The organism is Lujinxingia litoralis (assembly GCF_003260125.1).
Classification (GTDB): domain Bacteria; phylum Myxococcota_A; class Bradymonadia; order Bradymonadales; family Bradymonadaceae; genus Lujinxingia; species Lujinxingia litoralis.
In genome coordinates this window covers 618,072-631,920 of the sequence record NZ_QHKO01000001.1, presented here as the reverse complement: position 1 = coordinate 631,920, position 13,849 = coordinate 618,072, and the positions used below count along the sequence as shown (strand labels likewise).

Genomic DNA, 13,849 nt, shown 5'->3' with positions numbered 1-13,849 from the left:
ATGGTGGAAGGTGGCGCTGAACGCAAGGTCAGTGATTTTCTCGTCGGGTTTTGCGCCGCCGCGCAAAAAAATCGCCGCGCTGCAAGGGCAGCGCGGCGAGTGTTGAGGGCTCAGAAGGCTTTACTTAGCCATGGGGGGAGGGATCATTCGATGTAGCCCAGGATGTTGCCGGGAGCGACCGTCGCTTCGGTCCCCTCTGGCGCGACGCCGACCAGGCAGATGTTGCCCGCGATGTGCATGCCGCCCATCGGGCATCCGTAGCTGGCGGTGAAGTAGAGCTTTCCTTCCCATATAAAGGCTGAAGCGCCGGGGGGCGGCTGCGCGATAAGGCAGTTGGCGCCGTCGTACCAGCCGTCGGGACAGATGCCACCGGGAAGCGCGGTGGTATAGAGCTGGTCCTGGTGAATGAAGGGGCTTACACCTGGCGCCGGGGTGAGCACGTGGCAGTTGGCGCCATCGTAGGTGCCTACCGGGCAGATCGGCTGCCAGGGAGCAAACCAGCCGCGGCCGTTCGCTATCACGGTTGTGTTGGCAGGAACCGGCGTGACCTTGCAGTAGTCGGGTTCCGGGGTTGCGCTGATCTGCTGACCGTTGAGCATGTCGGCTGGTTGAGTGCAGCGCTCAAAGCAGATGTCGCTCGGGTTGAAGGTGAAGGTTGGATTCAGGAGGTTCAGGCGGGGTTCGAGGAAGAAGGGGTGCGTCTGGTGAACCGCTGCGAAGCGCTGGAAAAAGTCCAGCAGGCTGGTGCCCGGCGAGGTGGAGAAGTGGGAGGGGTAGCCTTTTCCGGGGTTCGCTTTGAAGGTCGAGAGCACGTCCCAGAAGTCGTAGTCCATCGTGCTCCAGTAACATGCGGGGTCAAGGTAGGTCGCGTGATTGGGGTAGGCGTAGGTATAGCTGGACTGGAAGTTACGGATGTTGAAGTGGTCTGCGGTCAGGAGCTTGAGCCCATGGGTGACGCCGTTGTCCTGGCGAATGACCTGGGAGGTCGAGAGGAGAGGAAGCTGGGCCGCGTCGATACAGGTGGGGTCGTTTCGAAGCCCGGCGAGGGAGCGGGGGTGACCGTAGTTGGATAGACATCCGCCGGAGTCAAAGATTGCGCCGCAGAGGGCTTCGTGGGCGAAGTACTCGGCGAAGCCTTCCAGGAAGGCTACATTGACATCCTCCTGGCAGTTGTGGGTGCTCCAGCCTTCGACCAGGCTGACTGGAAGGTTAGGCAGAGAGCCGCTGCGGTGCTTGTAGTGCCAGGCATGGGCAATTTCATGGACGGCGGTCTTAAATGTCCATTTGTTGGCGGAGACAAAGATGAAGTGAGAGGAGCTCACGGGAGAGGGCGGGGCGACGGCCACGCCGTTGAATAGGAAGGGGTAATTGAAGAACACTGGCCCGTTGAAGCCCAGCCAGCCGTCGTGGGTGCGGGCCTTGTGGTCGATGCGACGCATCGCGTCAAAAGATACCGTGCGGCGTCGGTGCTTCGAGTGACCAAGTCGGCCCGGCTGTCCCGGTGCAAAGGTCATGGTGCCCAGGGAATGGCCTGAGGAGCTATGCGAGAGCTTGCCGGTTTGCTTGATGATCGAGAAGCCCTGGCGAAAGACTCCGTCGACGCTGAAGAGGTTCCAGCTGAAGAAGTTCCCGTCTCGGAGGCGGTACTGAACCCGGGCATAGCGCTTCCATCCGGCGAAGGGCCCTCTGAATTTTTTACGAGTTGTGAAGCAGCCCTTGCTGTCGGTGCGCGCAGGCGCCCAGGGCATGAAGAAAACCCCGTCGAGGCTGGTGGAGATGCGCACGTCGATGTCGTGCAGGGGGATGTAGGAGTGGTTGGGGGTGAAGTGGGCCTCGTTCTGGAACTGGATGCAGCCCGAGTAGGTCCAGGTCTTGTCGCGGGTAAACAACCCGATGATGATCGGGATGATGAAAAACCCGAAGGAGTGAATGGAGGGGCCCGGCGCCTGGAGGGCGATCAGCGTTTCGGGGGAGAACCCCTCATCGGAGGCTTTAAGGCGAACACGACGGCGATCGATGCGCTCAAATTCCAGAGATTTCTGGGTGCCATCGGGGCGCACTTCCAGGACCCTGTCGGGTTGGACTTCTTCGTTGGTCCAACTGACGGTGACGCTGCGGTTCTCCTCATCGACCTCGTCGATATTGATAGCGCCAAACTTGCTTCGGGATTCCATGTAGCGTGTGATGAGCTGGGAGGGCTCGGCATCCTCGTTCAGGGCCGGGATCGCGTCGAAGTTGGACGTGATGCAGGGGCTGTGCGCTTTGAGCATGCAGGCCGCGTCGCCCGGCTCGCACTCCCGCTCGGCGCCTTCGCAGGTGAGGGGATCGTCGATCACCGCCAGGGCGAACACATCCGGGCCCAGCGCTTCGAGATCGGCGCCCTGAGAGCCCAGGAGCAGGATCCCGGCATGGGGAAGGTCGCTGGCGCTGATCTGAACCCTGGCCAGGCCACCGTCGACCTCTTCGTAGGTGTATCCGAGCTCTTGGAGGTCGCCGGCCGCATCGCGCATGGCGAGCGTGAACTCGGTGCCGGCGGTGATCATCAGATGGAGATCGGGGCTGTTGGTGTGGCGAATGTAGACGGGCTGGCGGTGGCCCGAGTAGTCGATGATCGGCCCCTGCGTGACCAGCTGCACGGGGCCCTGCACGCGGTAGAGCGCCTCAAGTGATGCATCGAGCGTGTGCGCGTCACCTTCTGCCGCGGCGCGGCTCAGGAGGTCGATGTCCCCGCGCTCGGAGAACTCGTCAGCGAGGGGACCGGGATTCGCCTCCATGGTCTGGCTGAGCTGGCTGGCCGGTGGGGAGGTGTCGTCTGTCTGACCGCAGGCCAGCACGGAGCAGGCCAGCAGGCCAGCCACCACAAGACGAGGGAAGTGTCTGAACGTCCAATGCATCTCAATGCTCCTTTCCGCATACGCGGCGACGGCGCCCGGTATGAGCGTCCGACAGGTGCATGAGGGCTCCGGGCAGGCGAGCGCAATCGACACGCCCCATTAGGGGGTGTGTAGGGCGAGCTTCTGCCTTGCGCGGAGACCATCTCCGCGGCGAACCGTCATGTGTACGTCATGCGGAAAGGGAACCAGATGAGAGCAGGTGCGGCAAGGAGGGTTTAGTTTGCTTTTTATGTTGAAGGGTTGGTTTGTGTGGCATGGGGCGACATGAGTTCACCTGGAAGTGGGTGTAACTCCTGGGCGCGCGGAGCGTTGACGACCAAGGCCAGGTACATGCCTGCCTGTCAAAAACACTCGCCGCGCTGCAAGCGCAGCGCGGCGAGTGTTGAGGGCTCAGAAGGCTTTACTTAGCCTTGGGGGGAGGGATCACTCGATGTAGCCCAGGATGTTGCCGGGAGCGACCATCGCCTCGGTCCCCGCTGGCGAGGCGCCAATCAGACAGATGTTGCTCCCGATGGATTCGCCCATCGGGCACTCGTAGAGGGCGGTGAAGTAGAGCATGCCTTCATAGATAAAGGCTGACATGCCGGGGGGCGGCTGTGCGATGAGGCAGTTGGCGCCGTCGTACCAGCCGTCGGGGCAGACGCCGCCGGGAAGCGCGGTGGTGTAGAGCTGGCCCAGGTAGATGAAGGGCTCGACTCCCGGCGCCGGAGTGAGCACGTGGCAGTTGGCGGTGTCGTAGTTGCCTACCGGGCAGGTGGGCACCTGGTGAGTGAACCAGGTGCGGCCGCTTGTCTGCACCGTCACGTTGGCGGGAGCCGGCGTAACCTTGCAGTAGCCGGGCTCCGGGGTTGCGTTGATCTGCTGACCGTTGACCATGGTGGCCGGTTGAGCACAGCGCTCAAAGCAGACGTCGCTCGGGTTGTTGGGGGAGTTCGGGTCCAGGAGGTGCACCCGGGGTTCCAGGAAGTAGGGGTGCGTCTGGTGAATTGCCGCGAAGCGATGGAAGAAGTGCAGCAGGTTGTTGCCCGGCGAGGTGGAGAAGTGCGCGGGGTAGCCCTTGCCGGGGTCAGCCTTGAAGGTCCAGAGCAGATCCCAAAAGTCGTAGTCCATCGTGCTCCAGTAACAAGCGGGGTCGAGGTACGTGGCGAAGTTGGGCTCGGCGTAGGTCATGGTGGACTGGAAGTCTCGGAGATTGAAGTGGTCTGCGGTGAGGAGCTTGAGCCCATGAGTGACGCCGTCGTCCTGGCGAATGACCCGGTGCATTGAGTTGAGCGGGGGCTGACCTTCAGCGGCACAGGTGGGGTCGTTTCGAAGCCCGGCGAGGGTGTTGGGGTGCGGGTGGCTTCCGGGGATGCACTGGCCAGAGTTGAAGATGGCGCCGCAGAGGGCTTCGTGGGCAAAGTACTCGGCGAAGCCTTCCAAAAAGGCCACGTTGTCGTCTTCCTGACAGTTGTGCGTGTCCCAGCCGTTGATCAGGCTGGAGGGAAGGTTGGGGAGAGCGCCGCTGCGATGTTTGTAGTGCCAGGCATGGGCAATTTCATGGATGGCGTCCCTGAACGACCACTCGTCGCCGGAGAGAAAGATCTGGTGAAGGGTGTTTACAGGAGAAGGTACCGCGAAACCGACACCGTTGAAGAGGAAGGGGTAGTTGAAGAGCACCGGCCCGTTGAAGCGCAGCCAGCTGTTCTGGGTGCTGGCTTTGTTGTCGATGCGGCGCATCGCGTCGAAGGCGACGGAGCGGCGTCGGTGCTCGGGGTTGCCGAGTGCGCCCGGCTGTCCCGGGGCAAAGGTCATGGTGCCCAGGGCATGGCCCGACGAGCTATGCGAGAGCTTTCCGGTTTGCCGGATGATCGAGAAACTCTGGCGGAAGAATGCGTCGAGGCTGAAGATGTTCCAGCTCAAGAAGTTCCCGTCGCGGAGGCGGTACTGGACCCGCGCGTAGCGCTTGTTGCCGGCAAAGAGTCCGCGAAAGGTTCTACGCGCGGAAAAGCAGCCCTTGCTGTTGGTGCGCACAGGCGACCAGGGCACGAAGAAAAATCCGTCGATGCTGGTGGAGATGCGTACGTCGATGTTGTGCAGGGGGACGTAGGAGTTGGTGGGGGTGAACTCGGCCTGGTTCTGGAACTGGAGGCAGCCCGAGTAGGTCCAGGTCTTGTCGGGGACGAACCACCCGAAGAAGGGGGCGATGACAATCCCAACGTCTTGAAGCGAGGAGCCGGGGCCCTGGAGGGCGATCAGCGTCTCGGGGGAGAACCCTTCGTCGGAGGCTTTAAGACGAATGCTCCGGCGATCGATGCGCTCGAACGCCAGGGGGGTTTGGGTGCCATCGGGGCGCACCTCCAGGACCTTGTCGGGCTGAGCATCTTCGTGAGCCCAGCTCAGGGTGACGCTGCCGCTCTCTTCGTCGACCGCGTCGATGGAGAGGGCGCCAAATTTGCTCTGGCGTTCCACGTAGCTGGTGATGAGCCGGGAGGGCTCGGCGTCTTCGTTCAGGGCGGGGATGGCGTCGAAGTTGGAGGTGATGCAGGAGCTATGCGTTTTGAGCATGCAGGTGACATCGCCCGGAGCGCACTCCCGCTCGGCGTTTTCGCAGGTGAGGGGATCGTCGATCACCGCCAGAGCGAAAACATCCTGTCCGAGGGCTTCGAGATCGGCGCCGCGGGAGCCCAGGAGCAGGATGCCGGCGTAAGGAAGATCGCCGGCGCTGATCTGAACCATGGCGAGGCCACCGTCGACCTCTTCGTAGGTGTACCCGACTTCCCGGAGGTTGCCGGCGGAGTCACGGATGGCGAGCTTGAACTCGGTGCCCGCTGCGATCATCACCTGCAGATCGGGGCTGTTGGCGTGGCGAATGTAGACCGGCTGGCGGTGGCCCGAGTAGTCGATGATCGGTCCCTGCGTGACCAGCTGCACCGGTCCCTGCACGCGGTAGAGCGCTTCGAGTGAGGCGTCGAGGGTGCGAGCATCGCCTTCTGCCGCGGCGCGGGCCAGAAGATCGAGGTCCCCACGGTCGGTGGGGGCGTCCGCGCCGGGCCCGGGCTGCGCTGCCATGCGCTGGTTGAGCTGCCCGGCCGGGGGTTGGGGGGAAGTGTCGTCGGCCTGACCGCAGGCCAACGCGCAGCAGGCCAGCAGGCCAGCCACCACAAGACGGGGGGAGTGTCTGAACGTCCAATGCATCTCAATGCTCCTTTCCGCAGACGCGGAGACGGCGCCCGGTATGGGCGTCCGGCAGGCGCATGAGGGCCCCGGGCAGGACGTCACGCTCGCCATGCCCCGGGAGGGTGGCGAGTAGACGACTGCCATACGCGGAGACCATCTCCGCGGCGGACCTTCATGTTTACGACATGCGGGAAGGGAAGCGGATGATGCGGCGCACTGCAAGAGGTGCTTGATTTGCTTTTAATACCGGTCGGTTAGTTAGTGCTGCCTTACGAGGGGTCACTCGAAAGGGTTAATTTTTGGCGTGATCGTTGAGATCGCTGAGGGGACCGCCGGGGCGGGCGGTGCGCAGTGCGTTGACGACCACGATCAGGTCGATGCCCTCCTGTGCCAGCGCGCCGGCGATGGGGGGGAGCAGGCCAAAGGCGGCGAAGACCATGCCGACCATGCTCATGCCGATGCCACCGACTGCGCTCTGGAGCGCGACCCGCCGCATGCGGGCCGAGACGTGGAGGAGCTCATCGAGGTGGGTTAGCGTGGGCTCCAGAAGCACGGCACCGGCGGCTTCGGAGGTGACCTCGTGGGCCTGGCCAAAGGCCACGCCCACCGTGGCGGCCGCCATCGCCGGGGCATCGTTGACGCCGTCGCCGACAAAGAGAACCTGCGCGCTTTCGATTTCGCGGCGCACAATGGCGACCTTGTCTTCCGGGGACTGGTCGCCCACGTAGTCTTCGATGCCCATGAGCTCGGCCAGGTATTTGACCTCGGCGGTGCGGTCGCCGCTGACGAGCAGGACTTTGCCAAAGCCGTGACGGGGCCCCAGATGCTGGATGAAGGGGCGGCCGTCGGAGCGCGGGGCATCGTGAAAGCGCAGGGTGGCCTGATAGCGGTCGTCGACCAGGATCACGCATTCGAGTCCCGAGCTCACCGGGGGGATTTTGGCGAGGTCGGGGTGCTCTACTTTGGCGAGTTTGGTGCGGCTGGTGACCTGAATCGTGCGGTCCTGGACCTCGCCGGTGAGGCCCTGGCCGGGAGGCTCGCTGACGGCGTTGGCCGGATGCATGGCCAGGTTGCGCTCCTTTGAGGCGCGGAGGATGGCCTGGGCCAGGGGATGCTTGGAGTACTGCTCCAGGGAGGCGGTGATCGCCAGGACCTCGTCTTCGGAGAGTTCGCCCCCGAGGATGGTTTCGGTGAGTTCGGGGCGGCCGATGGTCAGGGTGCCGGTCTTGTCGATGATCAGGGTGCGGCATTGGGCTGCCCGCTCCAGCACGCGTGGATCTTTGATGATGATGCCGCGTTTAGCCGCCAGGGAGATCGAGCCGATCAGCGCCACCGGGATACCGATCAGCAGGGGGCAGGGGGTGGCCACGATGACCACTGCCAGAAAGCGCACCGGATCGCCGCTGAGCGCCCAGGCGGCCAGCCCCAGCACCACGGCCAGAGGGGTGTAGTAGGCGCCGAGCTGGTCGGCCAGGCGGCGCAGGCGAGGGCGGCGCTGCTCAGACTCGCGCATCACCTTCATGATGCGCGAGTAGCGTGAGTCTTCGGGCAGGCGAGTGGCGCGGATGGTCAGGGCCTGCTCGCCATTGACCGCGCCGGAGATTACGGCGGCGCCGGGAGCTTTGGAGATCAGGTAGGGCTCCCCGGTCAGGTAGGACTCGTCCATGGAGCCGTGGCCCTCGATGACTTCGCCGTCTGCCGGGCAGGGCTCGTGGGGCATGACCACCAGGTGGTCGCCCACGCGGACCTGGTCGAGCTCAATCTCCTCGAGCTTGCCGTCGGTGACGCGGTTGGCCTTTCGGGGCATGCGCTCGGCCAGGGCGCTGAGCACCGACGAGGCCCGGCCGGCCGCGTAGCGCTCCAGGGCTTCGCCGCCGGAGAGCATCAGGACGACGATGGTGCCGGCCAGATACTCGCCAAGGAGCACGGAGGTGACGATGGAGATGCCTGCGAGCCAGTCCGCCCCGAAGTTGAGGTGCCGGAGTTCTTTGGCGAGTTCCCAGAGCAGCGGGATGCCCCCCAGGGTGAGTGCCACATAGAGAGGCCAGTTTTGCGCGTGCTCCAGGTGCAGCCCGAAGCGCAAGGCCAGGTGGATTGCGATGGCAATGATCGTCAGTGTGGCGATGACGCTCTCCTGGCTGAGCCAGGTGCGAGAATGGGTGGTTGTGCTCAAGGTCGGCTCCGACTACTCCAGTCCAGTCAACAATTAAGAGGGCCGCGGCGGTAGTAGCCACGGCTGCTCTACGTCCAATAGCGCGTTTGGCCGGCATGGCCAGCCTCGATCGGGTAAAGGCGCATGCCGGAGCGCGTTTTATCCCCGGAGGTTGCGATGAAGGTGCTTGGAATTCGTTTCTGCCAGGTCAGCGCGGAGGGTCGCGCTCAGGCAGAGTTTTTGCGAAAGCTCGGTCTGGCGGAGCGAGCGATGGAGCGTCCGGAGGGCGTGCCGCCTGAATCGTTCATGGGGGCGATCTTTCCGGCCGGGGAGAGCTGGGTGGAGATCTGGGAGGAGGGGGAGGGGATGGCAGCCGGCACCATGCTCCAGGTGGTGGTCGATGATGCCGATGCCTTCGCTGCGCATGCTCGCCAGCAGGGCCTGAGCCCGCAGGGGCCGATGGATCTGCATGGCGAGCGCATCTACTTTGCCAGCGCTCCGGGAGGGCTCCAGATCTCCTTTCAGTCGAAGCTGCCCGAAGGGGAGTAGGGCTTAAGGGGATTCGCTGCCCGGGGTCAGGCTGTAGATCTCGCGCACCTCGTCGAGCAGCGCTTCGAAGCCAATTTCCAGATCCTGCAGGTAGCCGCTGGAGAGGTCGTAGACCCAGCCGTGGACCAGAGGCGCGCCACGCTCCAGGTAGTTGCGCTGGACTTCGGCGGTCTTGATGACGTTGATGCACTGCTCGCGCACATTGAGCTCGACCAGACGACGGTAGCGCTGCTCCTGGTCGGCGATGGCGTCGAGTTCGGTTTTGTGGAGGCGGTAGACGTCGCGAATCTCGCGCAGCCATCCGTTGAGCACGCCCAGATCGCGGGGTTGCATGGCGGCCTGAACTCCGCCGCAGCCGTAGTGTCCGCAGACGACGATGTGGCGCACTTTGAGGTGGTCGACGGCGTAGTTGATGGTCGAGGCTACATTGAGATCGGTGTTCACCACCAGGTTGGCTACATTCCGGTGCACGAAGACCTCGCCGGGCTCCACTCCCATGATCGTGGAGGCGGGAACCCGGCTGTCGGCACACCCGATGAAGAGAAAGTCAGGGTTCTGCTCCCGGGCAAGCTTCTCAAAAAAGGTGGGGTCTTCGTGGTTGCGCTCTTCGACCCAGCGGCGGTTGAGTTCAAAAATGCGTCGGTAGCTTGCGTCGGGCATCGAGTACTCCAAAAAGGGTGGCGAGGTTAGCGAAGTGCGATCTGCCAGGAGACGCCAAAGGCGTCGTTGCACCAGCCAAAGCGCTCGCTGAAGGGATAGGTATCCAGGGGCATGAGCACCTGACCGCCCTCGCTCAACGCTGAGAAGATACGATCGACCTCCTGGCGGGAGTCGCAGTGCACAAAGAGCGAGAGCGATGGCGTGAACGAGAAGTCGTGGCGTACGCTGCTGTCCGTGAAGATCAGGACCTGTCCGGCGAGTCGAACCTGAGCCTGGATGATGTTGCCGGCATGCTCCGGGGTGTCTTCGCCGAAGCGCTCGACGTGCAAGAGTTCGGCGTCGTCAAAGGTACGGGTGTAGAGATCGATGGCGGCCTGGGCGTCGCCCTCGAACATCAGGGCGGGAGTCAGCGTGGTCGGCATGGTGCCTCCTGAGGAGAGATGAGAGTGAAGGGCCTGCTCAAGGATGGAGCCTTTTTACCCGGGAAGGAGAAAAGATGCAGCTTCGGAGCTACCATTGGGAGGATAAAGACGCACTTTTTGCGCTCTATGCGGGTGCGTTTGAGAGCGACGCGGAGGCGCGGTTGGTGGCTGCGTTTCATGAGCAGCCGGTGGAGCCCCTGGTGTCTCTGATCGCCGAAGACGGGGGAGACATTGTGGGACATATCGCGTTGACGCCGGTTCGGGTCGAAGGTTTGAAGGGGGAGCTGGCGATGGGGCTGGCGCCGATGGCGGTGGTTGAAGGGCGGCGAGGGGAGGGCATCGGGCTGGCATTGATCGAGGCGGGGTTGGTGGCGAGTCGGGAGCTCGGGGCGGTGGCCGTCGTGGTGCTCGGCCACCCGACCTACTACCCGAAGGCCGGGTTTCGTCCGGCGCAGCACTTCGGACTACGCTCGGAGTATGATGTGCCGCCCGAGGTGTTCATGGCGGTGGAGCTGGTGCCCGGAGCGCTGAGAGAGGCCGCCGGGCTGGTGCGCTACCACGCGCTCTTCGCGGATCTCTGAGGGGCCGCAAGTGTGAGGCTCCGTCAGGGGCGCATCACCACTTTGATGCATCCCTCCTCTTTGTCGTGGAGCATTTGATAGGCCTCGGGGCCCTCGACGAGGGGCAGGCGGTGGGTGATTACAAAGCCGGGGTCGATCTCTTCTTTTTCGATTCTGGCCAGCAGGGGCTTGAGGTAGCGCTGCACGTGGGTCGGCCCCATTTTCAGGGTGAGCCCCTTGCTGAAGGCGGCGCTCAGGGGGAGGTTCTCGGCGTCTTCGCCGGCGATGCCCGGGAGGACCAGGGTGCCGCCTTTGGCGCAGGCCAAGATTGCTTCGAGCAGGGCGTCGTGGGTGCGGCTTTCCATGCCCAGGGTCAGCCGGGCCCTTTCGAAGATGTTGGTTGAACCTTTGTGGTGTCCCTCCATGCCTGCGGCGTCGATGCAGACCTGGGGGCCGCGGCCGCCGGTCATCTCTTTGAGCGCGTCGACGATCGGATCGTCGGCGAAGTTGAGCACCTCGGCGCCGGCCTGATGGCGTGCCATGGCCAGGCGGTCGGGGACGTTATCGATGGCAAAGACCCGCTCGGCCCCCAGCATAAAGGCGCTCTTGATGGCAAAGAGGCCCACCGGACCGCAGCCCCAGATGGCCACGGTGCTTCCGGGCGCCATGTTGGCGACGTCGACGGCCTGATATCCGGTGGGGAAGAGGTCGGAGAGAAAGAGCACCTTCTCGTCGCTTAAGTGCTCGGGAACCTTGATCGGGCCCACGTCGGCAAAAGGCACCCGCACGTATTCGGCCTGACCACCGGCATAGCCGCCGAAGAGGTGGGAGTATCCGAAGATGCCGGCAGGGGAATGCCCGAAGACCCGTTCGGCCATCCAGGCGTTGGGGTTGGAGTTGTCGCAGAGGGCAAACGCGTCGTGCTGGCAGTGATGGCAGCGGCCACAGGCGATGGGGGCCGGCACGACCACTCGGTCGCCCACTTCCAGGTGCGCGACCTCGGGGCCGACCTCGACGACTTCCCCCATGAACTCGTGGCCGAGGATGTCGCCGGCCTCCATGGTGGGATTTTTTCCCTGGTAGAGGGCGAGGTCGGAGCCGCCGATGGCCGTGAGGCTGACCCGGATGATGGCGTCGTGAGGGTTAAGGATGCTCGGGTCGGGCACATCCTGGAAGCGAAGGTCGTGTTTTCCAAACCAGCAAAGGGCACGCATAGAACCTCCAGACTCAAGGTCGTGTCAGCAGGGTCGAGCAAGGCGTCGGGGTCAGCGGTTGGAGAGCTGCCAGATGCCTTCTTCGCGAGTGATGGTGCCGCCATAGGACTGCCCGCGGACGGTGGGGATTTCACCGGTCTCAACGAGTTGTTTAAAGGTTCGGAGTTCTTCTCTTAAGATTTGCTCAGGGATTGCTTTAAAGAAGTTCTCGATGCGCGCCCCGAATGCGCCCCCAGGAGGCTGGTAGATTAGACGTAAATGCACCTCGGTGAGCCCCTCGGGGGTGGTGCGGAAGGTGATCACACCCTGGTTGACCAGCTCCGAGCCTTCGACCGAGCGCCAGGCAAAGAATTCGCCCTGACGCTCCTCGGTGATTTCGGCGTTCCAGGCCAGTTCCATGTCGGGAGGAACCGCGGCGACCCAGCGCATGGTGGTGGGGCTGAGGTACTCCACGCGTTTGATGTGCCGGAGGTAGCGCGGCACGTTTTCGGGGTCTCGCCAGAAGGCAAAGACCTCGTCGGCGGGGCGGGCGACGGTGACGCTGGCCGAAATTTCCACTGGATCGGTGGCGGCGGTGTTGGCGATCAGGCGCTTTAATCCTTTCTCAAACCCGGGGGAGATCCCGCGGTAGATCAGGCCGGCGCCGACGCCGACCATCAGGAGCTGGCGGATGCCTCGGCGCTTCGCTACGGCGAAGACGGTCAGCGCGGAGCCGCTGAGGATCAGGGGCCAGTTCAGGAGATCGAGCCCCGGCTCCTGAGCGGGGGCCGGGGCCTGCGCGAGCGCGCGGTCTGCGCGGTGCTGCGGCCCGGGAAGATGCGACGTGGATTCCGAAGAGGTCTGCGACATGGCTGGCTTCCCTCCCAACAAAGGACATCGAGGCGCATCGCCATCGTGGGCGGCGCCGGCGAGTAGACGGTCCTATTGAAGGTAGAAGCCACAGGCCGAGGCCCAAACATTTTTGGGGGAGGGCTCAGCCCCAGGCGCCCAGTCGCTCGGCGATGGCGCGGCCGGCCAGGTGCCCGGTGGTCCAGGCGTTCTGAAAGTTGAAGCCCCCGGTGACGCCATCGACATCCAGGAGCTCGCCGGCCACAAAGGCCCCCGGGCAGCGGCGGCTTTCGAGGGTGCGCATGTCGACGGCGTCGGTGGGGACGCCGCCGGCGGTCACGAACTCGTCTTTGTGGGTGCTCTTGCCGCGCACGGCAAAGCGGGCGTCGGTGAGCTGCGCGATCAGGCGCTCACGGGGCTCGGTTTCGAGGGGGGCCCAGGTGCAGCCTTCATCAATGCCGGCGGCCTGAACCAGGCGCTGCCACAGGCGTTTGGGGATGGCTTCAAAGGGGCTGCGGGTATGCACCTGGCGCGTGCCGGCCTGTCGGCGGAGCTTTTCGAAGGTCGGTCGGGGATCGGCGCCGTGGAGCCAGTCGATGGCGAGCTCAAAGCGGTAGTCGAGCGCGTGGAGCTGGCGAGCCCCCCAGGCCGAGAGCTTGAGGATGGCCGGAGCGCTGAAGCCGCGATGGGTGATGAGGACCGGCCCCTCGTTGTGCAGGTCCTGGTCGATGACCCGCACCCGGACCGGGTCGACCGCCAGGCCCTGCAGCTCTCGGATGCGCCAGTCATCGACGTGAAAGGTAAAGAGGGAGGGCACCGGCTCGATTAAGTCGTGGCCGAGCTGTCTGGCGAGCTCCGCGCCGCCACCGGCGCGAGCCCCGCCGGTGGCCAGGAGCACATGACGGGCTCGCAGCGTCTGGTCGCCGCGCAGCGTGATTTCAAAGGCCGGCTCCTCGGCGTCACCACGGAGCGCTTCGACCGAACGTACCGCCGCCCGGGTGCGTACCTGGACCCCGGCCTCGTCGGCAGCCCGGCGCAGGGTGTCGATCACCGACTGGGAGTCGTCGCTGACCGGAAACATCCGCCCGTCGGCCTCGGTCTTTAGCTTGAGCCCCCGGGCGTTGAACCAGGCCACGGTTTCGCTTACGCCAAAGCGGTGCAGTGGGCCGATCAGGGCCTTGTTCCCCCGGGGGTAATGCGTGGCCATGCGCCTGGGCTCGAAGCAATGGTGGGTCACGTTGCAGCGTCCGCCCCCGGAGATGCGCACTTTGTCGAGGACCCGGGCCGACTTCTCCAGGATCAGCACCCGGGCCTCCAGGCCGCATTCGGTCAGGCGCTCGGCACAGGTAATGGCGCCGTAGAAGCCGGCCGCGCCGCCGCCGATGACGATCAGGTCGTAAGGGGTACTCAT

Annotated in this window: 10 protein-coding genes; 2 read left to right on the top strand and 8 right to left on the bottom strand. The window is 64.3% G+C overall.

Annotation, left to right across the window (positions count from 1 at the left end):
- Positions 1-143: 143 nt before the first annotated feature.
- The 3 genes from DL240_RS02575 to DL240_RS02565 form a co-directional block, all read right to left on the bottom strand.
- Positions 144-2,894, bottom strand: a complete 2,751-nt coding sequence (locus DL240_RS02575; RefSeq protein ID WP_111728289.1) for a hypothetical protein — start codon at positions 2,892-2,894, stop codon at positions 144-146.
- Positions 2,895-3,317: 423 nt separating this feature from the next.
- Positions 3,318-6,071, bottom strand: coding sequence for a hypothetical protein (locus DL240_RS02570; RefSeq protein ID WP_111728288.1), 2,754 nt, complete (start codon positions 6,069-6,071; stop codon positions 3,318-3,320).
- A gap of 274 nt (positions 6,072-6,345) precedes the next feature.
- A complete protein-coding gene (locus DL240_RS02565) occupies positions 6,346-8,226 on the bottom strand; it encodes a heavy metal translocating P-type ATPase (RefSeq protein ID WP_199589706.1) in 1,881 nt (626 codons plus the stop codon).
- A gap of 156 nt (positions 8,227-8,382) precedes the next feature.
- On the opposite strand from DL240_RS02565, the gene DL240_RS02560 reads away from it, so the two are divergent.
- Positions 8,383-8,754, top strand: coding sequence for a hypothetical protein (locus tag DL240_RS02560; protein WP_111728287.1), 372 nt, complete (start codon positions 8,383-8,385; stop codon positions 8,752-8,754).
- A gap of 3 nt (positions 8,755-8,757) precedes the next feature.
- On the opposite strand, the gene DL240_RS02555 is transcribed toward DL240_RS02560, so the two are convergent.
- Positions 8,758-9,414: a carbonic anhydrase gene (locus DL240_RS02555; RefSeq protein WP_111728286.1), complete on the bottom strand. Its 657-nt coding sequence runs from the start codon at positions 9,412-9,414 to the stop codon at positions 8,758-8,760.
- A 26-nt stretch (positions 9,415-9,440) separates the two neighbouring features.
- Positions 9,441-9,836 carry a VOC family protein gene (locus DL240_RS02550; protein WP_111728285.1) on the bottom strand — a complete coding sequence of 132 codons (396 nt, stop codon included), beginning with the start codon at positions 9,834-9,836 and terminating at the stop codon, positions 9,441-9,443.
- A 74-nt stretch (positions 9,837-9,910) separates the two neighbouring features.
- Here DL240_RS02550 and DL240_RS02545 point away from each other — a divergent pair, with 74 nt between their 5' ends.
- The gene (locus tag DL240_RS02545) at positions 9,911-10,417 is read left to right on the top strand and encodes a GNAT family N-acetyltransferase (RefSeq protein ID WP_111728284.1); all 507 of its coding nucleotides are present in this window, start codon (positions 9,911-9,913) and stop codon (positions 10,415-10,417) included.
- A 23-nt stretch (positions 10,418-10,440) separates the two neighbouring features.
- Here DL240_RS02545 and DL240_RS02540 read toward each other — a convergent pair whose 3' ends face one another.
- The 3 genes from DL240_RS02540 to DL240_RS02530 form a co-directional block, all read right to left on the bottom strand.
- A complete protein-coding gene (locus DL240_RS02540) occupies positions 10,441-11,610 on the bottom strand; it encodes a zinc-dependent alcohol dehydrogenase (RefSeq protein ID WP_111728283.1) in 1,170 nt (389 codons plus the stop codon).
- A gap of 51 nt (positions 11,611-11,661) precedes the next feature.
- The gene (locus tag DL240_RS02535) at positions 11,662-12,459 is read right to left on the bottom strand and encodes an SRPBCC family protein (RefSeq protein ID WP_111728282.1); all 798 of its coding nucleotides are present in this window, start codon (positions 12,457-12,459) and stop codon (positions 11,662-11,664) included.
- A gap of 124 nt (positions 12,460-12,583) precedes the next feature.
- A complete protein-coding gene (locus DL240_RS02530; RefSeq protein ID WP_111728281.1) occupies positions 12,584-13,849 on the bottom strand; it encodes an aminoacetone oxidase family FAD-binding enzyme in 1,266 nt (421 codons plus the stop codon).